This window comes from Deltaproteobacteria bacterium (genome assembly GCA_029210625.1).
GTDB lineage: Bacteria > Myxococcota > Myxococcia > SLRQ01 > SLRQ01 > JARGFU01.
Window position 1 is genome coordinate 13475 of the sequence record JARGFU010000042.1, and the last position, 20927, is coordinate 34401.

Annotated in this window: 17 protein-coding genes; 15 read left to right on the plus strand and 2 right to left on the minus strand. The window is 72.7% G+C overall.

The features are described 5' to 3' along the window. The first annotated feature begins 51 nt into the window (after positions 1 to 51). From P1V51_23735 to P1V51_23765, 7 genes are read left to right on the plus strand one after another with little or no spacing between them, the layout of a single operon-like run. Positions 52 to 1476: a response regulator gene (locus tag P1V51_23735; GenBank protein MDF1566066.1), complete on the plus strand. Its 1425-nt coding sequence runs from the start codon at positions 52 to 54 to the stop codon at positions 1474 to 1476. A gap of 10 nt (positions 1477 to 1486) precedes the next feature. Continuing rightward, entirely contained in the window at positions 1487 to 3178 is a 1692-nt protein-coding gene (locus P1V51_23740; GenBank protein ID MDF1566067.1) for a GYF domain-containing protein, read from the plus strand. 2 nt (positions 3179 to 3180) lie between these two features. Beyond that, positions 3181 to 3393, plus strand: a complete 213-nt coding sequence (locus P1V51_23745; protein ID MDF1566068.1) for a DUF5683 domain-containing protein — start codon at positions 3181 to 3183, stop codon at positions 3391 to 3393. A 42-nt stretch (positions 3394 to 3435) separates the two neighbouring features. After that, entirely contained in the window at positions 3436 to 8886 is a 5451-nt protein-coding gene (locus P1V51_23750) for a hypothetical protein (GenBank protein ID MDF1566069.1), read from the plus strand. 36 nt (positions 8887 to 8922) lie between these two features. After that, complete coding sequence (locus P1V51_23755) at positions 8923 to 9234, plus strand: EutN/CcmL family microcompartment protein (GenBank protein MDF1566070.1); 312 nt, start codon at positions 8923 to 8925, stop codon at positions 9232 to 9234. Continuing rightward, positions 9231 to 9500, plus strand: a complete 270-nt coding sequence (locus P1V51_23760) for a EutN/CcmL family microcompartment protein (protein ID MDF1566071.1) — start codon at positions 9231 to 9233, stop codon at positions 9498 to 9500. Before P1V51_23755 ends, P1V51_23760 begins: the two co-directional genes overlap by 4 nt. Beyond that, on the plus strand, positions 9497 to 10270 hold the full coding sequence (locus P1V51_23765; GenBank protein ID MDF1566072.1) for a class II aldolase/adducin family protein: 774 nt from the start codon (positions 9497 to 9499) through the stop codon (positions 10268 to 10270). Before P1V51_23760 ends, P1V51_23765 begins: the two co-directional genes overlap by 4 nt. Before the next feature lie 12 nt (positions 10271 to 10282). On the opposite strand, the gene P1V51_23770 is transcribed toward P1V51_23765, so the two are convergent. Beyond that, positions 10283 to 10810 (minus strand): FHA domain-containing protein, encoded by a 528-nt coding sequence (locus P1V51_23770; GenBank protein ID MDF1566073.1) that lies wholly within the window; start codon positions 10808 to 10810, stop codon positions 10283 to 10285. Between the two features lie 277 nt (positions 10811 to 11087). Between P1V51_23770 and deoC the strand changes: the two genes are divergently transcribed. From deoC to P1V51_23790, 4 genes are read left to right on the plus strand one after another with little or no spacing between them, the layout of a single operon-like run. After that, the gene (deoC, locus tag P1V51_23775) at positions 11088 to 11810 is read left to right on the plus strand and encodes a deoxyribose-phosphate aldolase (protein ID MDF1566074.1); all 723 of its coding nucleotides are present in this window, start codon (positions 11088 to 11090) and stop codon (positions 11808 to 11810) included. 51 nt (positions 11811 to 11861) lie between these two features. Beyond that, on the plus strand, positions 11862 to 13178 hold the full coding sequence (locus P1V51_23780; GenBank protein MDF1566075.1) for a thymidine phosphorylase: 1317 nt from the start codon (positions 11862 to 11864) through the stop codon (positions 13176 to 13178). Then, a complete protein-coding gene (locus P1V51_23785; protein ID MDF1566076.1) occupies positions 13175 to 14839 on the plus strand; it encodes a nucleoside transporter C-terminal domain-containing protein in 1665 nt (554 codons plus the stop codon). Before P1V51_23780 ends, P1V51_23785 begins: the two co-directional genes overlap by 4 nt. Positions 14840 to 14864: 25 nt before the next feature. Further along, complete coding sequence (locus P1V51_23790) at positions 14865 to 15713, plus strand: purine-nucleoside phosphorylase (protein ID MDF1566077.1); 849 nt, start codon at positions 14865 to 14867, stop codon at positions 15711 to 15713. Positions 15714 to 15723: 10 nt separating this feature from the next. On the opposite strand, the gene rpmE is transcribed toward P1V51_23790, so the two are convergent. Beyond that, positions 15724 to 15927, minus strand: coding sequence for a 50S ribosomal protein L31 (rpmE, locus tag P1V51_23795; protein MDF1566078.1), 204 nt, complete (start codon positions 15925 to 15927; stop codon positions 15724 to 15726). A 159-nt stretch (positions 15928 to 16086) separates the two neighbouring features. Between rpmE and ligA the strand changes: the two genes are divergently transcribed. From ligA to P1V51_23815, 4 genes are all read left to right on the plus strand, one after another. After that, entirely contained in the window at positions 16087 to 18111 is a 2025-nt protein-coding gene (gene ligA, locus P1V51_23800) for an NAD-dependent DNA ligase LigA (GenBank protein ID MDF1566079.1), read from the plus strand. Continuing rightward, a complete protein-coding gene (locus P1V51_23805; GenBank protein ID MDF1566080.1) occupies positions 18108 to 18392 on the plus strand; it encodes an acylphosphatase in 285 nt (94 codons plus the stop codon). The genes ligA and P1V51_23805 overlap by 4 nt, the downstream gene beginning before the upstream one ends. Before the next feature lie 512 nt (positions 18393 to 18904). Then, positions 18905 to 19816, plus strand: coding sequence for an aspartyl protease family protein (locus P1V51_23810; protein MDF1566081.1), 912 nt, complete (start codon positions 18905 to 18907; stop codon positions 19814 to 19816). Between the two features lie 481 nt (positions 19817 to 20297). Further along, positions 20298 to 20927: hypothetical protein (locus P1V51_23815; protein MDF1566082.1), on the plus strand; the 630-nt coding region annotated here is incomplete at its 3' end.

A 20927-nucleotide genomic window follows, 5' to 3' on the forward strand; every position in this document is an offset into this window, starting at 1 on the left:
AAACGACCCGGCTCCGAGGGGCGGAGCGAGGTCCCGCATAAGGGTTCCTCTATGAACCAGCGAGCACCGATTGGTCAGATCCTCGCCGACCTGGGCGCAGTGAGCGAAGAACAGCGCAGTGAGGCCGCGCGCCAGTCTCCGGAGCGGCCGACGCGCTTCGCCTCCAAGCTCCTCCAGGCGAGGGCCGCCCTCGAGGCCGATCTCGTCGAGGGGCTGGCCGTCCAGAAGGGGGTGCCCGGCCTGGATCTCTCTCAGAGCGTGATCGACCTCCTGTCGCTGGACGTCGTGCCCCGGCAGATCGCCGAGGAGTCGACCTTCCTGCCGGTGGCCATCGACGAGCACCACCTCTACCTGGCGATGGCCAACCCGGACGATCGTCAGTTGCAGGACGAGATCCAGTTCGCCACCGGCCGAACCGTCATCCCCTACGTCGCCCTGCAGTCCGTGCTGCGGGAGATGGTCCCGGCGGCCTACGACACCCGGGCCACGGGCTCGGCGCTGCTGCCCGGAGAGAGGGCCTCGGCCAGCGAGGCCCACCTGGAGCTGATCGTTCCCGGCGCGAGGGACTCCGACGAGGTGGAAGAGGAGATCATCGCCATCACGGTCGATCTCGAGGACGAGCCCCTCGACCTCTCCGAGGACATCGAGGTGGAGGAGCCCCTCGAGGCCTCGGGCAGCTCCGGCCCGAAGGTGCTGGTGGTGGACGACGAGGAGGAGATCCAGAACCTCCTCACCTCCGCGCTCGTCTCCGGCGGCTACCGGGTCGAGACCGCGGGGAGGGGCCTGGAGGCCCTCCAGAAGGTGAAGACCTTCGAGCCGGACGCGGTGATCCTCGACGCGATGCTCCCCGAGGTCCACGGCTTCGAGATCTGCCGGAAGATCCGCTCCTCGAAGCGCTTCGGCCACGTGCCGGTGATCATGATCTCCGCCATCTACCGCGGCTGGCGCTACGCCCAGGACGTGACGGAGGTCTACGGCGCCACCGACTTCCTCGAGAAGCCCTTCCGCCTCCCGGATCTCCTCCGGCGGCTCAAGGCCGCGCTCGAGGGAGCGAAGCCCGTCCCCGAGGCCGGCGAGGAGGCCCGGGAGAGGGCGACCCGCGCCTACCGTCGAGGGGTCGGGCTGCTCAAGGTGGGCAAGGTCGAGGGCGCCATCGAGGCCTTCCAGGAGGGCCTCGCCGCCGACCCCTTCGCCCCCTCCCTGCACTTCAGCCTCGGTCGGGCCACCCAGATGAAGGGTGACGTCTTCGGGGCGATCTCCTCCTACGAGAAGGCCGTCGAGCTGAAGCCGGATCTCCACCCCGCCCTGAAGTCGATGGCGCTGCTCTACGAGAAGCAGGGCTTCCGCCGCAAGGCGATCGAGCTGTGGGAGCGCGCCCTCCCGGTCTCCCCCGACGCCGAGGCCCGGACGCTGGCCCGGGACCACCTGCTGCGGCTGCTCGAGGCGCCGGCCGGCCGACCGAGCGCCGACGAGTGATGCGATCCGCATGAAGTTTCGCTGCGAGTCCTGCGGACAGAAGTACTCCCTCCCGGACGAGAGGGTCGCCGGCAAGACGCTGAAGATCCGCTGCCGCAAGTGCGGGCAGACCCTGCGGATCACCGGCAAGCCGCTGGCCGCGCCGGCGCCGACCCTGGAGGAGGAGCAGGAGGCCACCCGGGCGATGCCCGCCTCCCAGCTGAAGGCCGCGCTGAGCCAGACGCGCGAGAGCAGCGGCGTGGTCCGCGGCCTCGCCCCCGAGGGTACCCGCCGCGCCTCGGGGACGGAGCCCGGTGGTGCCGCGACGCCGCCGCCACCGCCGGCCTCGGCGCTGGAGGCCTCGTCGGTCGAGGCGCCCGCGGAGGCCTGGTTCGCCGTCATCTCCGGCAAGCAGGAGGGCCCGATGGATCTCGCGGCCCTGCGCGCCGCGGTGGTGGCGGGGAGGATCGGGCGGAAGACCTACGTCTGGAGCGAGGAGATCGACGACTGGCGGCCCATCGCCAGCGTCCCCCGGCTGCGGCCGCTCCTCGACGAGGTGGAGCCCCCTCCGCCGCCCGCCGGCCCCCACGTCGCGGCGGGCACCCTGCAGATGCGCAGCGAGGAGATCGCCGCCGCCGAGGCCGACGCCCGCGCGAAGGCCTCCGGCCTGCCGGAGGGCGCCGACGCGAGCCTCGCCGCCGCCATCGAGCAGGCGACCGAGGCGGCGCTGGCCGGCGGCTTGGACGAGGCGCCGGAGGGCGACCCCTCGGAGGGTCCCTGGGCCGAGACCGAGGCCGAGTCCGAGGACATCCCGATCTCCAGCTTCGAGGACTCCATCCCACCCGGTCAGGATGCGATCGGGGAGGCGCTCGAGGAGGAGGAGGAGGTCGACCCCTTCGCCGCGGTGCCCGACGGCCCCGAGGTGAAGGAGCCCCGGGAGACCACCGAGATGTTCATCCTGGCCTCCGGGGTGAACAAGCGGCGTAGCCCGATCCGGATCGCGGCGGCGCTCCTGGCCCTCGTGGGCTTCCTCGGCGGGATGGGCTACCTGCTCACCCTCGGCGGCGTCGACCTGAAGGGCCTGGTCCCGGGGAGGAGCAAGAGCGAGGACCGGGGGACCCGCGAGGCGGGGCCGGTGGACGAGGAGCGGGCGCAGCGCATCCGGGAGCAGATGCTCGGAGCGGACAAGCCGCCCCCCGCCGAGACCTCCACGGGGGGAGCGCTGCGGATCACCGCCCGGCGCCCGAAGGAGGCGGCCGATCCCGTCGGGGACGAGCCGGTCAAGGAGAAGGAGGAGCGCAAGGTCGAGGAGCTCAGCGCGGCCGACAAGGCCGCGGTGGCCGCCCTCTACGGGGAGCGCAAGACCCAGGTCCAGATCAAGGTGAAGGCCAAGGACTCGAAGGAGGGGGTCGACTCGGTCGAGAGCCCCATCGAGCCGGAGGTGGTGGCGCGGAAGATCGGGGAGTCGAGCAAGGCCTTCCAGAGCTGCGTGCAGCAGGAGCTGCGCCGCAACCCGGGCTTCGCCGGTGGGCGGGTCACGCTCACCGTCACCGTCCTGCCCAGCGGGATCGTGAGCTCGGCGGCCATCAGCGACAAATCGATCCATGTGTCAGACGTAGGGGTCTGTATCCGACGCTCGATCAAGCGGGCGGTCTTCCCCAGCTACGGGGGAGATGGGCCCGTGGACTTCGAGGTTCCCCTCGTACTCTCCACTGGATACTGACCATGCACACCGACCCCCGAGCCCCTGGAACCGCCGCCGTCCTCTCCCTCGTCGTTCCGGGGGTCGGGCAGATCTACAACGGTGACTTCCTCCGGGGCATCTTCTGGCTGATCATCACGCCGGGCTTCTGGATCGGCAGCGGCGGGCTCCTGGGCTGGGTCTGCCACCTGGTGGCGGCCTACACCGCCTACCACCGGGCCGACGCTCACCGCTGACGCCTTTGCCGCGCGGCAGCCCCCGTATAGGATGCCGCGCTGATGGGGATCGCCGGCTCCGAACTACAGCGGGAACTGCAGGACGAGGGCCGGCTCGCCGCCCACCTCGAGCGCCTGGAGACCGAGGAGCGCTTCGAGAGCCTCTTCCAGTCGCTGGAGGAGATCGCGCGGATCCACCCCGACCCGCAGAGGGCCGCCGCCTTCGCCCGGCGCGCCGCCCGGCTCGCCCGGGATCGCCTGGGCGCGAGCGACCAGAGCCTGGCCACCAGCCAGCTGGCCCTCGAGCGGGATCCGAGTGACGCCGAGGCCTGGGGGCTGCTGGCCGAGCTCTTCCGCTCGACGAACCGGTGGCCCGAGCTGGTGGAGGCGCTGGTGCGCCTCGGGGAGATCGCCCCCGAGCCGGCGCTGCGCGCCGAGTACTTCGCCGAGGCCGCGGACCTCGCCGAGCGTGAGCTGGAGGATCTGGGGCGCGCCCACCGCCTCTACCTGCGCGCCCTGCGCGCGCTCCCGCCCTGGCTGGGGTCGGGGCAGGCCGCCGCGCGGCTGCTGGCCAGCGAGAGCCGGGCTCGCCGGATCGAGGCCTGGCTCCGGGAGGAGGTCTCGGCCCTCGGTGCGTCCGGCGCGGCCGGGTCCGATCTGCGGCGGGCCGATCTCCTCCTCAACCTGGGCAGGGTGTGGGTCGTCGATCCCGCGCGGCGCGAGGGCGCCGTGGAGAGCCTGCTCACGGCCGCCGAGCTGACCGACTCGGTGGGGCAGGTGGCGCTGCAGCTCCTCGGCGGGCTGCACACCCTGGAGGAGGGCTGGCGCGACCTCTTCGACCTCCTCCTGGTCGAGGCCGAGACCCAGATCGAATCCGAGCCCCGGGTGGCGGTGGAGAACCTCCACCGCGCCGCGGAGGCCGCCCTGGAGGCGCCGGCCGACCTGCACCGGGCGAAGCGGGCCCTCAAGACCATCCTGGGGCTCCACCCCGAGGACACCCGCGCCGCCGACGCGATGGTGGCCGCCCTGGCGCAGGAGGGCCGGCACCGCGAGGCCATCTCCCTGCTGGTCGATCTGGCCCGGGTCGTCGAGGGGCCGCCGGCGGCGCTCTATCTGATCCGCGCCGGCATCATCGAGCTCGCCCGCTTCGGCGACCGGGCCGCCTCCCTCGTGCACTTCGAGGAGGCGCTGCGCCGGGACGTCACCTCCCAGGCCGCGACCCACCTCGAGGAGGCCTACCGGGACATGGGGCGCTGGCGCGATCTCGCCCGGGTGATGCTGGCGACCGTCGAGGGCCGAGAGGTCGACGCCGAGGTCCTCGAGCGGCTGCGGGAGATCGGCCGCATCCTCCGGGACGAGGCCGGCGACATCTCGGCGGCGGTCGAGGTCTACCGGAGGATCACCGCCCACGACGCGATGGACGACGAGGCGATCGAGTTCTTCCGGGACTTCCACGAGCGCCTGGATCGCGACGCGCCGGCGATCGATCTGCGGGCCCGGGAGGCCCGGACGCAGACCGATCGCGTCTCCCGGATCGCCAAGCTCTGCGAGGCCGCCGAGGCGGCGGTGAGGCTGGGCAGCCCGGCGCGGGCCCGCTCCTACTTCGAGGCGGCCCGGGCCGAGAACCCGGACGACCGGAAGGTGCGGGATCGCTACTTCGAGGTCCTGCGCCAGTGGGGCGACTACGGCGATCTCCTCGACGCCCTCGAGCGCGAGCGGGCGCGGGTCGGCCAGGACGCGAACGCCTGGGCGCAGCTGAGCCTGATGGAGGCCGAGCTCGTCTACCGGGGCCTCGGGCGCCTGGATCAGGCCGTGGCGATCTACCGCGCCGTCGCCGCGGGCGAGGGGCCGGCCGCCGAGGCCGCCCAGCTCCACGTCGCGGCCCTCGAGCGAGCCCTGGAGGCGGCGACCTACCGCGGGCCGGCCACCGAGACCCCGGCCGAGGCGGGCGCCACGCTCCCCGAGGAGGCGCCCGAGGATCGGGTCGCCATCGAGGTGGGCGACACCGCCTGGAGCGACGAGCCGGCGGCCTACCAGGAGGAGGCGCTCCCCGATCCCGCGCAGCTCCTGGAGGCGGCCCGGGAGAGCCAGCGCGAGGGGCGCTCCGAGCAGGCCCTCGAGCAGGCGATGCAGGCCATCCAGGCGAGCCCCGCCGAGGCCGACGACGAGGTCGGGCTGGCGGCCCGGGAGCTGGCCGCGGATCTCCTGCTCGGCGAGCTGGACGACCGCGCCGAGGGCCTCGATCGCCTCGCCGAGCTCGGCCGGGACCGCCGCCTCCCCCTGGGCACCCGCCGCCGGATCAACGAGGCGCGGGTGCGGATCCTCGAGCGGGACGTCGACGAGGGAGGGGCGCGGGACCGGGCCCTGGCCGACGCGCTCGCGGACGCGGCCGCGGTGGCCGATTCCCCCGAGGGATCGCGCCGCCTGCTCTACCGGCGGGCTCGCCTGCTGGGCAAGCGGCCGGACGCCTGGCGGGTGGCCGCCGACATCCTGAACACCCTGCTCCTCGACGAGCCGGAGAGCGCCGCGATCCTCGAGGCCCTGGCCGAGATCTACGAGCGGGAGGAGCAGTGGACCCTGCTCTCGCGGGTCTTGAGCCGGCGCGCCGAGCTCGCCCGCAGCGACACGGAGGCCGCCGAGATCTACGCCCGCCTCGCCGACGTGGCCGCCGACGGCAGCTCGGATCCGGAGGAGGCCGTGCAGTGGCTCCGGCACGCCCTCGAGCGCTGCCCGGGGCACCGCCCGGCCCTGGTCACGCTCGCCCGGCTGGCGAAGGACGTCGGGGACGACGAGGCCCGTGAGCAGGCGCTGCGGGCCTGGCTGGCCATCGAGACCGAGCACGAGACCCTGCCCTCCCTGCACTACGCCCTGGGCGAGACCCTGGAGGCGAGCGGACGGGTGGACGAGGCCCACACGGCCTTCCGCCGGGCGGGGGAGGGCTCCCCGGGCTCGGCCGCCGCCTGGGCGGGGATGCTGCGCACCGCGCGGGCGATGCCCGATCCCGGCGGGCGCGCCGACGCCCTGGCGGGCTGCGCCGCGATGGCGCCGAGCCCCTCCGAGCAGGCGAGGGTGGAGGCGGAGCTGGGGCGCTTCCTCCTGCAGGTGGTCGGTGACGCCGGCCGCGCCCGGGAGGCCGTGCGCCGGGCCCTCGACGCCGACGACAGCAACCTCGAGGCGCTCACGGTGGCCCGCCTCCTGGCGGAGCGGGATCGCGACGCGCCCGGCGTCGTGGCCGACTACCTGCGGCGCGAGCTCTGGGTCAGCGACGATCCGGATGAGGCCGCCGAGCGCTTCACCGAGCTGGGCAGCCTGCACGCCGGGCCGCTCGACGACACGAATCAGGCCATGGCCTACTTCCGGCAGGCGCTGGAGGTCAGCCCGGATCTCCCCCGGGCGCTGGCGGGGCTCGCCCGCCTCCACCTCGCCCGGGACGAGGGGGCCGCCGCCACGACCCTGCTCCATCGGCTCCTCGAGCTGGAGGAGGCCCCCGGCGGAGTCCGCGCCTGGGCGGCCGGAGAGATCGGCAAGTGGCACGAGTCCCACGGGGACTTCAACGCGGCCATCGACTCCTACCGCCAGGCGACCCGCCTCGACCGGGAGGCCGCCGCCAGCTTCCAGGCGCTGGCCCGGCTCGGAGGCAAGCTCGGCGACGACTCCGAGACCCACGAGGCGCTGGCTCAGATCTGCTCCCTCGGGGAGCGGGGCGTGGCCGGGGCACCGACCGGGGCCGCCCTCACCGAGGCCTACGCTCGCCTGGGGACGGTCCGGCGGCGGCTCGGCGATCGGCGGGGCGCCATCGAGGCCTACCGCCGCGCCCTCGAGCGCGACGCGGTCCACCGCGAGGCGCTGCGGGCGCTCTCGGTCCTCTACGAGATGGACCGAGAGCTGCTGGCCGCCGCCGAGATGCGCGAGCGGGCGGCCGAGCTGATCCCCGACCGCCTGCTGCGCGCGGCGGCCCTCGGCGCCGTGGGGGGCTTCTACCGCGACCGGGTGGGGGACCTGCGCCAGGCGGCCACCGTCTTCCAGCGCGCCATCTCCCTGGCGCCCGACGAGGTCACCTACCACGCCGGGGCGCTGGCCATCGCTCGCAGGCTCGGCCGGATGGGCGACGCTCGCGCCGCCGCGCTCGAGTGCGTGCGGCTCACCGACGACGGCCGGGCGGCCGCCGAGTATCTCTGCACCGCCGCCGCCTGCGCCGAGGCCGAGGGGGATCCCGCCGGGGCGCTCTCCCTGGCCCGGGTCGCCCTCGAGCGGGACCCCGGCTGCGAGGCGGCCCTGGAGCGGCTCCTCGAGGCCGGCAGCGTCGATCCGGCGGATCGCGAGGGCGACGAGCTCCTGCTGCGTGCGGTGGAGGCCGCCGGTGAGGACGCCCAGGCGGTGCGCTGGCTGACCCAGCTCGCCCGCCGCCGTCAGGATCGGGGCGACGCCGTCGGCGCGGCCGAGGCCATCGCGCTGGCGATCGGCCGCAAGCCGGACGACCTCACCCTCCAGAACGCCCTGGCCAGCGGCGCCCCGCCTCCCCCGGCGGCGGCCACGGCGGCCCTGAAGGCCCTCGAGGGGCTCCTGCTGGAGGCGCCGACCCGCGTGCCGACCCTCCTGGCGGTCGAGTCCCTGGCAGAGGCGCGTCACGACGTGGACCGGGCCTACCTGGTCGGCGCCTTCCTCGAGCTCGGGCGCGCCGCGCCGGCCGCGGTGAGCGAGCGCCACCAGGCCCTCAAGGCCCGCCTGCCCCAGGATCCCCGGGGCAACCTCGGCCAGGTGGAGCGGGACGCGCTCGCGCCTTCCGGATGGGCGGCGCGAGAGCGCTTCTACGCCCGCTGCGAGGAGATCGCCCTGGCCAGCGATCCCGGAGATCGGCTCCTGCGCTGGGCCCCGGTGGAGTATCGGGCCGCCGAGCCCGCGTGGCAGGCGGAGGTCGATCGTCTGGCCGCGGCCCTGGGCCTCGAGTCCCGGGCGCTGGGCATCGGCGACGCCGGTCTGGGGGTGCGGGTGCTGCCGGACGCCGGGGTGGTGGTCGTGGGCTCCGACCTGCTCCGCGACCGGGCCGCCGCGGAGGCGCGCTTCACCCTGGCCTTCGCCCTCTCCATGGCCTCCCCCGGCCGCCGCTGGGCCAGCGCGACCCGCGACCCCCTCGCCGGGCTGGTGTCGCTGCGGCGGTGGGCGGCGCAGGAGGCCAACGAGGTCGAGGCCGCCGGGCTCCAGGCCCGCCTCGGCGAGAGCGCGCAGCAGGAGCTCCAGCGCGTGCTCCCGTCCTCGCCCCCCGAGCCGCGGATCGATCTCACCACCTGCGTGGTCCTCTCCTCCCTGCTCGGCCTGGCCGTCGCCGGCGACGTCATCGGCGGCCTGAGCGCGGCGATGCGCCTGGTGGCGCCCGGCGTGCCGCTGCCGGCGGACATGGCCTCCCTCGGCGCGCTGGTCAGCGACCGACCCCTCCTCGGACGGGTCCTTGGGCTCGTGCACGGCGAGCCCTTCCTGGCGGCCCGGCGGGCGCTGGGCCTGGCCATCGTGGATTGACAGGCGGGTCGAGCGCCTCCTACCTTGCCCGCGCCCATGTATCTCGGTCGCGTCATCGGCAACTGCGTCGCCACTCGGAAGGTCCCGGGCCTGGAGGGCAAGAAGCTCCTCCTGGTCCAGCCCCTCGATCCCAGGGGGGAGCCCCAGGGCACCGCCGAGGTGGCGGTGGACACGGTCCAGGCCGGCCTCGGCGACCACGTGTACCTGGTGGGAAGCCGGGAGGCGGCGGTGGCCCTCGACCCCTGGTTCGTTCCGGTCGACGCCGCGATCGTCGGGATCGTCGACTCGGTGGACGCCAGCTACGAGGGCGGCGGCCCCGATCCCTTCGTCCGGGGTTCCGGCGAGTGAAGCTCTGCCGCGTCCTGGGGCCGGTGGTGGCCACCAAGAAGCACCCCGCCTGGGAGGGCATGGCGCTCCTCTGCGTCCAGCCCCTCGACGAGAAGGGCGAGGCGAGCGGCGCGGCCTTCCTGGCCGTCGATCGCGCGCAGGCCGGGGAGGGTGACGTCGTCCTGGTGCTCTCCGAGGGCACGGGGGTGCGGCAGATCATCGGCAATCCCCAGGGGCCGATCCGCTCGGCCATCGTCGGGATCGTCGACGAGGTCCACGTGCCGTGAGCGGGGAGTCCCTCTGCGCCTACTCCCGCCTGGTCTGGGAGCGGGGCTGGGTCGCCAACCACGACGGCAACCTCTCCCTGCGCATCGGCGCGGATCGCTACCTCGCCACGCCGACGGCCTTCTCCAAGCGGAGCATCGCGCCGGCGGACCTGGTCACCGTCGACGGGGCCGGCACCGTGCTGGAGGGGACGAGGAAGGTCTTCTCGGAGTGGAACCTCCATGCGGCGGCCTTCGATCTGCGGCCCGACGCCATGGCCGTGATCCACGCCCACCCCCCCCACGCGACGGCGGCGGGCCTGACCGGCCTCTCGCTGGAGCGCCTGCCCCTGCCGGAGGCGGTCGTCTCCCTGGGCCGGGTGCCCACCGCGCGCTTCGTCGCCCCCGGGCCCGAGTCGGCCGCCGAGGTGCGGCGCCTGATCGTCGAGCACGACGTGATCCTCCTGCCCGGGAACGGGCTCCTCGCGGTGGGGGACGATCTCGAGATGGCCTACCTGCGGGTGGAGCTGGCCGAGCACCTCGCGCGCATCCTCACCATCGCCCGTCAGCAGGGCCGGGCGGCCCGCCTGGATCCCGCCCTCGAGGAGGCCATGCTGCAGAAGCGCACGGCGGCCGGGCTGGGACCCGCCGGCCGGGCGGCGAAGGGGAAGGCGGCCCCGGCGGGGGCGCCGAGCCGGGAGGCGGTGGCGGCCCGGGTGGCCGTCCGCACCGGCGACGCGCGCCTCGCCGCGCAGATCACCGACGAGGTGATGCGGCGGCTCGCCACCAAGTAGGGGAGCGCGGCCCTAGTGGCCGTAGGCGATCTGCCCGAGGGTCTCGTAGAGGCCCTTCGGGGTGTGGAAGCGGAAGTGGTAGCGCCCGAAGCTCACCACGCAGCGGTCGGGCACGATCACCGACTCGCTCTTCTTGAGGCGGTGCCCGTTGACGAAGGTGCCGTTCGTCGAGCCCGCGTCGGTGAGGTAGAACTCGCTGCGGTCCCGCGACCAGGTGAAGTAGGCGTGGAACTTCGAGACCTTGGGGTAGGGCAGCACGATGTCGTTGTTCCGGGTCCGCCCGACCCCCACCCGGTCGGAGAAGACCCCGTCGGGGGCCTTGCTGACCGGCACCACCGCCAGGTCGGCGTCGGTGGAGAGCCCCACCGCCAGCTCCATGCGGGTCGCGTGGGGATCGGTGAGGCCGGTCTTGAAGGAGCGCGCGCTCTCCTCGCCCGAGTCCTCCGGCCGGTGCAGGAGCACCGGATCGGGGAAGGTCGTCAGGAAGCTCTCGAGGGAGTGCTCCTTCCGGTCCTGCACGAGGTCCGCCAGCCGCTTCACCCGGGGAAAAGTATCACGACTGGAGGACCGGGGGAGGCCCCCCCAGGGTGCGGGGCTCGCTTGACAGGCACCGGTCCGCCGCCTACAGACCCCTTCCATGTCCATGGACCTCGATCGACTGGTGGATGAAGTCACGCGCGAGGTGAAGGCCCGGCTGATGCAGGCCTCGCCGGCCCCGGCCTCTGCCTGCTCGTCGGGCTCGGAGTGCGAGGCCACGGCCTCCCAGTGCAGCGGCAGCGGCCACTGCCACGTCCGGAAGACCCGCGTGATCCGGGCCATGCAGCAGCTCGGCGCGACGCGCTTCTCGGCGCAGCCCGGCACCGGCCGCTCGGACGCCGACATCGCGCGCGCGATCGACCACACCCTCCTCAAGCCCGACACCGACCGCGAGTCCCTCCAGCGGGTCTGCGACGAGGCCAAGCAGTACGGCTTCGCCACGGTCTGCGTGAACGCGTCGAACGTCGCCTTCGTGGCCCGCTGCCTCGCCGGCTCGCCGGTGAAGGCCATCGCCGTCGTCGGCTTCCCCCTCGGCGCGATGACCGCGACCGCCAAGGCCTTCGAGGCCCGGGAGGCGGTCCGCTCCGGCGCCCGCGAGATCGACATGGTGATCAACATCGGGGCCCTCAAGAGCCGGGACTACGCCCTGGTCCTCGAGGACATCGCCGCGGTGGTGGACGCCTCCAAGCCCTACCCGGTGAAGGTGATCCTCGAGACCTCCTCCCTGAACCACGACGAGAAGGTGATCGGCTGCGCGCTCTCCAAGGCCGCCGGCGCCGCCTTCGTGAAGACCTCGACCGGCTTCGGGGGTGGCGGCGCCACCGTCGAGGACGTCGAGCTGATGCGGCGGATCGTCGGCCCCGAGATGGGCGTGAAGGCCTCCGGCGGCGTGCACAACGCGGACGACGCCCGGGCGATGTTCAAGGCCGGCGCCGACCGCATCGGCGCCTCGGCCAGCGTGGCGATCGTCACGGGCCAGAAGACCAAGAGCAAGGGCTACTAGCGCGGATCCGGGCGCTTCTGCCCGGGGGGCTCGCGTGGTAAGCAGCCTCTCGTGCGTGCCTACGACCTGATTCTCGAGAAGCGCGAGGGTGAGGAGCTCTCCGACGACGAGCTGAAATGGCTCGTCGACGCCTACACCCGCGGCGAGATCCCCGACTACCAGATGGCCTCCCTGCTCATGGCCATCTTCTTCCGCGGCATGTCCGGTAGGGAGCTGGCCACCTGGACCAGCGCCATGCTGCACTCCGGGGAGGTCGTGGACCTCTCGGAGGTCCCCGGGCGGAAGGTCGACAAGCACTCCACCGGCGGGGTGGGGGACAAGGTCTCCCTCTGTCTGGCGCCGATCGTCGCGGCTTGCGGCGTGCCGGTGCCGATGGTCAGCGGCCGGGGCCTCGGCCACACCGGCGGCACCCTCGACAAGCTCGAGGCCATCCCCGGCTTCCGGGTCGATCTGGGCATCGAGCGCTACAAGGAGATCGTCGCCGAGCACGGCCTCTGCCTCATCGGGCAGACCGAGACCCTCGCGCCGGCGGACCGCAAGCTCTACGCGCTGCGGGACGTGACCGCGACGGTGGAGTCGATCCCCCTCATCTCCTCGTCGATCCTCTCCAAGAAGCTGGCCGAGGGCATCGACGCCCTGGTGCTCGACGTGAAGGTCGGCAAGGGCGCCTTCATGAAGACCCGCGAGCGGGCCGAGGAGCTCGCCCGCACCATGGTCGAGCTGGGCACCCGGATGGGCAAGCAGGTGGTGGCCCTCCTCACCGCGATGGACGAGCCCCTGGGCCTGGCGGTGGGCAACGCCCTGGAGACCCAGGAGGCCATCGACCTCCTGCACGGGCGGGGGCCGGCGGACCTCGACGAGATCAACTTCGCCCTCGCCGCCCAGATGCTGGTGCTGGGCGAGGTGGCGGACGACCTCGAGGCCGGCGAGGCGAAGGCCCGGGCGGCCGTCGCCGACGGCTCGGCCCTCGAGTGCTTCCGGCGCCTGGTCGAGGCCCAGGGGGGAGACCCGCGGGTGGCCGACGACCCCGGGGTGCTGCCCTCGGCGCAGTTCGGGGAGCCGGTCACCGCGACCCGCACCGGCGTGGTGCAGGGCATCGACGCCCTGAAGGTTGGCGTGGCGGCCATGAAGATCGGCGCGGGCCGGGCCACCAAGGAGAGCGTGATCGATCCGGCGGTGGGCGTGATGCTCCGCAAGAAGACCGGCGACACCGTCAAGGCGGGCGAGGTCCTGGCGGTCATCCACGTGAACGACGAGTCCAAGATCGACCAGTGCGCCGCGGAGGTGCAGGAGGCCTACCTCCTCGGTGACGAGCCGCCCCCCCGGACGCCTCGCATCCTCGATCGCATCGTCGCGGAGAGGGCATGAGCCGCGGGGTCGCCGCGCCCCCCCGGCGGGGTCGGTGGCTGCTCTCCCTCCGCCAGGCCCTGGGCCTGGCGCTGATCTCGGGCCTGCTGCTCCTCGCGCTGGGGGCCCGGGCGCAGGAGGAGGCCGCCCCCACCGAGACCCCGGTCGCCGAGGCTGCGCCCGCCGAGGCTGCGCCCGCCGAGGCTGCGCCCGCCGAGGCTGCGCCCGCCGAGGCCGCGCCCGCCGAGGCGCCGCGCTCCCTCGCCACCCTCGTCGAGCGGCCCGAGACCGTGGACTGGGGCGGCCGCGTCATCTCCCTCCTCGGGCTCTTCGCCCTGCTGGGGATCGCCTGGCTCCTCTCCAGCCACCGCCGCCTGGTCCCCTGGCGGGTGATCGCCTGGGGGGTGGCCCTGCAGCTCCTCCTCGGGGTCTTCGTCATCCGCACCGACGCCGGGAAGCGCCTCTTCGCCTTCCTCAACCAGGTGGTGATGCGCCTGCAGGTCTTCATCGACGAGGGCTCGGGCTTCCTCTTCGGCGACTACCTGACCATGCGCTTCAGCTTCGTGCTGAACGTGCTGCCCACCATCATCTTCTTCTCCTCGCTGATGACCGTCCTCTACCACCTGGGGCTGATGCAGCGGCTGGTCCACGGCGTGGCGTGGGTGATGCAGCGGACGATGCGGACCTCCGGCTCCGAGACCCTCTCGGCGGCGGCCAACATCTTCGTCGGGCAGACCGAGGCGCCCCTGCTGGTGAAGCCCTTCGTGTCGACCATGACCCGCTCGGAGCTCATGGCGGTGATGACCGGCGGCTTCGCCACGGTGGCCGGCGGCGTGATGATGGCCTACGTGGCGATGCTCTCGGGGATGTTCCCCGACATCGCCGGCCACCTCATCGCGGCCAGCGTGATGAGCGCGCCGGCGGCGCTGGTCGTCGCCAAGGCGATGATCCCGGAGACCGAGGTCTCCCGGACCGCCGGGAGCCTCCAGCTCGAGATCGAGCGCCCCGACGTCAACGTCATCGACGCCGCGGCGCGGGGCGCCGGCGAGGGCCTGACCCTGGCCCTCAACGTCGGCGCGATGCTCCTGGCCTTCATCGCCCTGGTCGCGCTGCTCAACGCCCTGCTCGGGCTGCCCGCCGGCTGGCACAACGACGGCCTCTGGGCGGAGATCCTCGAGCACCTGAAGGCCTCGGCCACGGTCGTCCCTGCGGGCTGCGAGGCCCCGAAGGACTTCGGTGCCCTGCAGGCCTGCCTCGCCCAGGTGCAGGGCGGGCTGCCGCCGGAGCTGGCCGACCAGGCCCTCTGGACGCCCTTCTCGATCCAGCGCCTGCTGGGCTGGGTCTTCTGGCCGGTGGCCTGGGTGATGGGGGTCCCCGCCCAGGACTGCACGGTGGTCGCCCAGCTGCTGGGCGAGAAGCTGGTCCTCAACGAGTTCTACGCCTACCACCACTTCGGCGAGCTGCTGAAGGGTGGGGTGGAGCTCTCCTACCGGTCGGTGGTCATCACCACCTACGCCCTCTGCGGCTTCGCCAACTTCGGATCGATCGCGATCCAGATCGGTGGCATCGGTGGGATCGCGCCGGAGCGCCGCCACGATCTGGCGCGCCTGGGGCTACGTGCGATGATTGCTGGAACCCTGGCGGCCTTCATGACGGCCACCGTGGCAGGAATGCTGGTCTGAACCCTCGAAGGAAGAGCGGGAAGAGATGCACGAGAAGGTCTACGAGAGAGTGATGGAGAGCGCCGAGGCGGTGCAGAAGCTCGGCGGCGCCAGGCCGCGGGTCGGCCTGGTCCTGGGCTCGGGGCTGGGTGCGTTCGCCGAGGGGCTCCAGGAGGCGATCTCGGTCGACTACGGTGAGCTTCCCCACTTCCCGGTGAGCGCGGTCGCCGGCCACGCGGGCCGCCTGGTCCTCGGCAAGGCGCGGGGCGTCCCGGTGGTGGTGATGGCGGGGCGGGTGCACGGCTACGAGGGCTGGACGGTGGACGAGCTGGCCCACGGCGTACGGGTGATGGCCGCGATGGGCATCCAGGCCCTGGTGCTGACCAACGCCGCCGGCGGGATCCACCCCGACCTCAAGCCGGGCGACCTGATGCGGATCACCGACCACATCAACCTCTCGGGCCGCTCTCCCCTGACGGGCCCGAACGACGAGCGCCTCGGGCCTCGCTTCCCGGACATGAGCACGTCCTACGATCCGGCCTACTCGGATCTGCTGGAGTCGGTGGCCGCCGAGGGCAAGCTGGCCCTGCGGCGTGGCGTCTACGCCTGCATGCCCGGCCCGGCCTACGAGACGCCCGCCGAGATCCGCATGCTGCGCTCGATGGGCGCCGACGCCGTGGGCATGTCGACGGCGCCGGAGGTCCTCGCCGCGCGGCACATGGGCGTGCGCTGCGTGGGGATCTCCGTGATCACCAACCTGGCGGCGGGCATCGCCACCAACCCCCTCTCTCACGCCGAGGTGAAAGAGGTCGCAGATCGGGTGAAGGATCGCTTCGTCGATCTGCTCGAGCGCTACGTTCCGGCCCTGGACGAGGTCCTCGAGCCGAAGGCGTAGAGCGGGGCGATCAGCCGTTCTTGGCGTACTTGCGGCGGAACCGCTCGATACGACCGGCGGTGTCGACCAGCTTCTGCTTGCCCGTGAAGAACGGGTGACACTCGTTGCAGATGTCGACGGTGAAGTCGGACTTCGTGCTCTTGGTGTGGATCTGGTTCCCGCAGGCGCAGGTGATCACGGTGTCTTCGTACTTCGGGTGAATCTCGGCTTTCATCTCGCTAGGCTCCTTGCCTACATACTCGGGACACCCTCGTCCCGGGGACCGTAGGTCGCGAAGCCGACGCTTTTAGCGCCCCCGGGGCCCGGTGGTCAACCTCCTGGCCCCGCCGCCGGTGGGTGCCCCCGTCAGGGGCCTGGGCTAGATTCACGGCCGATGGCCGAGCGAGACACGATCCGGGCCCGGGTGGAGGCGCTGCGCGCCGAGCTCCGGGAACACAGCCACCGCTACTACGTCCTGGACGACCCCACCGTCAGCGACGCCACCTACGACCGCCTGATGCGGGAGCTGGAGTCGCTGGAGGCCGAGCACCCCGAGCTGCGCAGCCCCGACTCCCCGACCCTCCGGGTCGGCGCGCCCCCGGGCGAGGCCTTCGAGAAGGTGGAGCACCGCTCGCCGATGCTCTCCCTCGGAAACGCCTTCGACGACGACGAGCTGCGGGCCTTCGACCAGCGGGTCCACAAGGTCCTGGAGCTCGAGGCCGGGGCCCCGGTCCGCTACCTCGTCGAGCCCAAGCTCGATGGCCTGGCGGTGAGCCTCCGCTACGAGGAGGGGGTGCTGGTGCAGGCCGCCACCCGGGGAGACGGCCGGGTGGGCGAGGACGTCACCGAGAACGTGCGGACCATCCGCAGCGTGCCGCTGCGCCTGAAGGGCGCGGCCGGGGAGGCCCCTAGCGAGCTCGAGGTCCGGGGAGAGGTCATCTACCGCCGCTCGGCCTTCGCCCGCCTCAACCGGGAGCGGGAGGAGGCCGGCGAGCCGCCCTTCGTGAACCCCCGCAACGCCGCGGCGGGCTCGCTGCGCCAGCTCGACTCCCGGATGACGGCCGGCCGCCCCCTCGACGCCTTCCTCTACGAGGTGGTGGATGCGGAGCTGGAGCGCCAGGCCGAGAAGCTCGAGCGGCTGCGGGACTGGGGCTTCCGGGTGGCGCCCGCCACCCTCGCCGAGGGCATCGAGGAGGTCATCGCGGCCTGCCAGGCCCTCCTCGAGGCGCGCCACGATCGGGACTACGAGATCGACGGTGCGGTGGTGAAGGTCGACGCGCTCGCCCTCCAGGCGAGGCTCGGCGCGGTCTCCCGCGCCCCCCGCTGGGCCATCGCCTTCAAGTTCCCGCCCGAGGAGGCGGAGACCCGGGTGCTCGCCATCGACGTGCAGGTGGGTCGCACCGGGGCGCTGACCCCGGTGGCCCGGCTGGAGCCGGTCTTCGTGGGCGGGGTGCAGGTCTCCAACGCCACGCTCCACAACCAGGACGAGCTGGAGCGAAAGGGCGTACGGATCGGCGACCGGGTCTTCGTGCGCCGCGCGGGCGACGTCATCCCCGAGGTGGTGCGGGTGATCGAGTCGGCGCGCACCGGTGACGAGGAGGTCTTCGTCTTCCCCGAACGCTGCCCGGTCTGCGACGCCCGGGCGAGCCGGGAGGAGGGGGAGGCGGTCACCCGCTGCTCGAACCTCTCCTGTCCGGCGCAGCTCAAGGAGCGCCTGCGGCACTTCGCCTCCCGGGGCGCCCTCGACATCGACGGGCTCGGGGGCAAGACCATCGTGCAGCTGGTGGACGAGGGGCTCGTCGAGACCTTCGCCGACCTCTTCCGTCTGGACACCGCGACCCTCCAGGACCTCGATCGCATGGGCGAGAAGAGCGCCGCCAACCTCGTCACGGCCCTCGAGGCGGCGAAGTCACCCCCGCTGGCCCGGCTGGTCTACGGCCTGGGCATCCGGCACGTGGGGGAGCACGTCGCCGGGGTGCTCGCCCGGGGGCTCGGCAGCCTCGAGGCCATCGCCGCCGCCGACACCGAGACCCTGGAGGCCCTGCGGGACGTCGGCCCCGAGGTCGCCGCGGCGGTGAGGAACTTCTTCACCACCGAGGAGAACGCCCGCGCGGTGGAGGCCCTCCTCGCGCAGGGGGTCCGGCCGGTGGCCCCCGAGCTGCCGCCGGCGACGCCCGCGGGAGGGGAGGGACCCTTCGAGGGCAAGACCGTGGTCCTCACCGGGGGGCTCGCCGCCCTGGGGCGGCGGGAGGCCAAGGCCGAGATCGAGGCCCGCGGCGGGCGCGTGAGTGGTAGCGTCTCGAAGAAGACCGACCTGGTGATCGCGGGAGAGGGCGGCGGCTCGAAGCTCGATCGGGCGCGCGAGCTCGGCGTGGAGATCATCGACGAGGAGACCTTCATAAAGTGGCTGGGGAGATGAGCGGGGAGCAGCGGCGCGCGGTGCTGGTCGTCGAGGGGCGGGTCCAGGGGGTCTTCTTCCGGGCCACGGCGCTCGAGGTGGCTCAGCGGATCGGCATCTCCGGCTGGATCCGCAACCTGGCGGACGGGGCGGTCGAGGCCGTCGTCGAGGGGAAGCAGAGCGAGCTCGAGGAGTTCATCGAGTGGTGCCACCAGGGACCGCCCGTGGCGCGGGTCGACGAGGTGCGCGTGCGCTGGGCCGAGGCCACCGGAGAGTTCCGCACCTTCCGGGTCCGTCACTGACGCGGAAGAAGCCTCGCAGCGCGAACTAAAAAAAGCAGGGTCCGAAGGATGGGGCTTCGGACCCTGCAGAGTGGTTCCTGGCTCGGGATGCAGGAACCTCGAGTGAAGAGCCGACCGGTGCGGTAGCATGGCGGGGACCGACCGACGACTCGTCACCCTCTTGCCTCGCCCCCATACATTTGCAGGGCACGTGCCATCGGGGCCAGATTCGAGGATCGGCCTGGATCCAAGGGGTTGGAGAGGGGACGGCCCACGACCCCCGGGGAGGGGCCCTCGAAACCCTGACATCGATGTCACGGGGTGTGAGAAAGCCGAGGCGAGGCCGCGCCCCGTGATCGTGGAGGATCGAGATCCGGGATCTGGTCCAAGTCCCCGTGGATCAAGGAGGATCTCTTTTGTCGCTCTTGAGAATCGTCCTTTTGCGTGGTACGGGCGTAAGGAGGCGGTGAGACGAAGGCGGCCGGATGATGGGCACCCGGTGTTCGTGCGTCTCGAGGCAGGGCGTTTCCGAGATGAAGCCAGACGATCTGCTGCTCGAGCGACGCAGGTTGTTCACCCCCGAGCCGAAGGGCCCGGGGCTCATCCTCGTGGTCTCCTGCCTGCTCCTCGGGGTGCTGGTCACCTATCTGGTCGGCGCGTACGTGGGCTGGGTCTTGCCCGACGGCGGCCTGATGATCGCCTTCGGTCTCGTCCTCGGCGTCGTCGTCCCGGCCCTCCTCGCCCGGCGCATCGCTCGGCGCGGCTGGCGGGCCTTCGCCGGGATCGAGGTCGGGCTGCTCCTCCTGTTCCTGCTGGTCCTGGGCGGCCCCACCGATCGGGCCCTCGAGACCCACGGCGCGAGGCCCTTCCACGCGCTGGCCCGGGTGCTGGGCCAGGCGGAACAGCGTGAGGCCCCGGTGATGGACGCGGGGCGAGGGGTCGTCGATGGCCTGCGGCGCCTGGCCCGGAAGGGCGCCCCCGTCGCACCGAGCGTGCCCGCACCGGCCGTGAACGTCGGCCGCGTGGACGACGGGGGGGGCTCGAACGGGACCCGCCCGGCGCCCGGCGCGATGGTGGTCGATCTCCCGGTCGCCCGCTCGGGCGCCCCGGTCGTGGTGGGCGCCACCGTGAACGGGCACATCCCGGCGGACTTCGTCTTCGACACCGGGGCCGACACCACCCTGGTGACCCTGGCCCTCGCGCGGCGGCTCGGCTTCGCCCCGGAGAGCGCGGAGGTCTACCGCCCCCTGAGGACCCCCGCGGGTGAGTTCCAGGCGCCGGTGATCCGGCTCTCCTCCATCCGGGTGGAGTCGGCCCGGGTGGACAGCCTCGAGGTCCTGGTCTGCACCTCCTGCCGGGAGAACCTCCTGGGCCGGGACTTCCAGCGGCACTTCCGGGTCGTGCTGGACGCGGAGCGGGGGCATCTGCGCCTCCACCGGCGCTAAGAGGCCCCCAGAGGCTCTCATCGGCCTAAGCCGCTGGATCTTCTAGTTCTCTTGCCAGTGCTGGCCCGAATGTGTTAATCCGGGACGACCGACGGCTGGCGCCGTCTGTCTGTGAACGTTTTCTCTGGGGCGCCAACGAGACCGCGGAAAGCCGGGAAATACTCACACCGGCCCCGCAGCGAAGAGGTTGCCCAACCGGTTAGAAAGTCGACGGTTTCGATGTCGACCCATCGTCAACAACATCCCCGACTCCTGACACGTTCTCCGCTGCGCGGATCCGAACGACAGGAGACGTGCGTGAACGTCCTCCCTGGACCCTCGGTACGAGGGGGCGGAGGTCCGGACCCGGTGGCCAAGAGTGGCCCCGGCGGTACCGGACGCTCACTCCTCCCCTCCGGACGAGCGGAGCTCCCGGGACGCGCGAGGCACGGTTCGGGCGTTGCCGGATCTCTCCCAGGAGGGGTCGGCAGGAGCGATTCCCATGTCCAACGTTCTCGTCATCAGCGCGACGAGCTTCGAGACGAGGGTGGCCCTCGTCGAGAAGGGATCCATCACCGAGTACTACGTCGAGCGTCGGCGTGAGAAAGGCATCGTAGGGAACATCTACAAGGGCAAGGTGCTCCGGGTCCTCCCCGGGATGCAGGCTGCCTTCGTGGATCTGGGGACCGACAAGGCCGGTTTCCTCTACGTCAACGACATCTCCTTCGACCCCGACTCGCCGGAGCAGACCTTCGAGCTCTCCGAGGGAGAGTGGGGCGAGGCCGACGATCTTCCCGAGGAGGCGGACGCCTCCATCGAGGCGGTCTACGGAGGCGGGGATCCTGCCGCCGCCGAGGACGTCGGACCGGCCGCGGAGCCCTCCGAGGGGGAGGCGGAAGCCGCCGATCAGGGAGAAGCGGACGACGCGTCGGACGATGAGGCCGACGACGCCGCCGGCGAGCCCGACGAGGACTCGGACGACGAGGACTCGGACGACGACGAGGACTCCGACGACGACGAGGACTCCGACGACGACGAGGACTCCGACGAGGACGAGGACTCGGACGACGACGAGGACTCCGACGACGACGAGGACTCGGACGACGACGAGGACTCCGACGACGACGAGGAC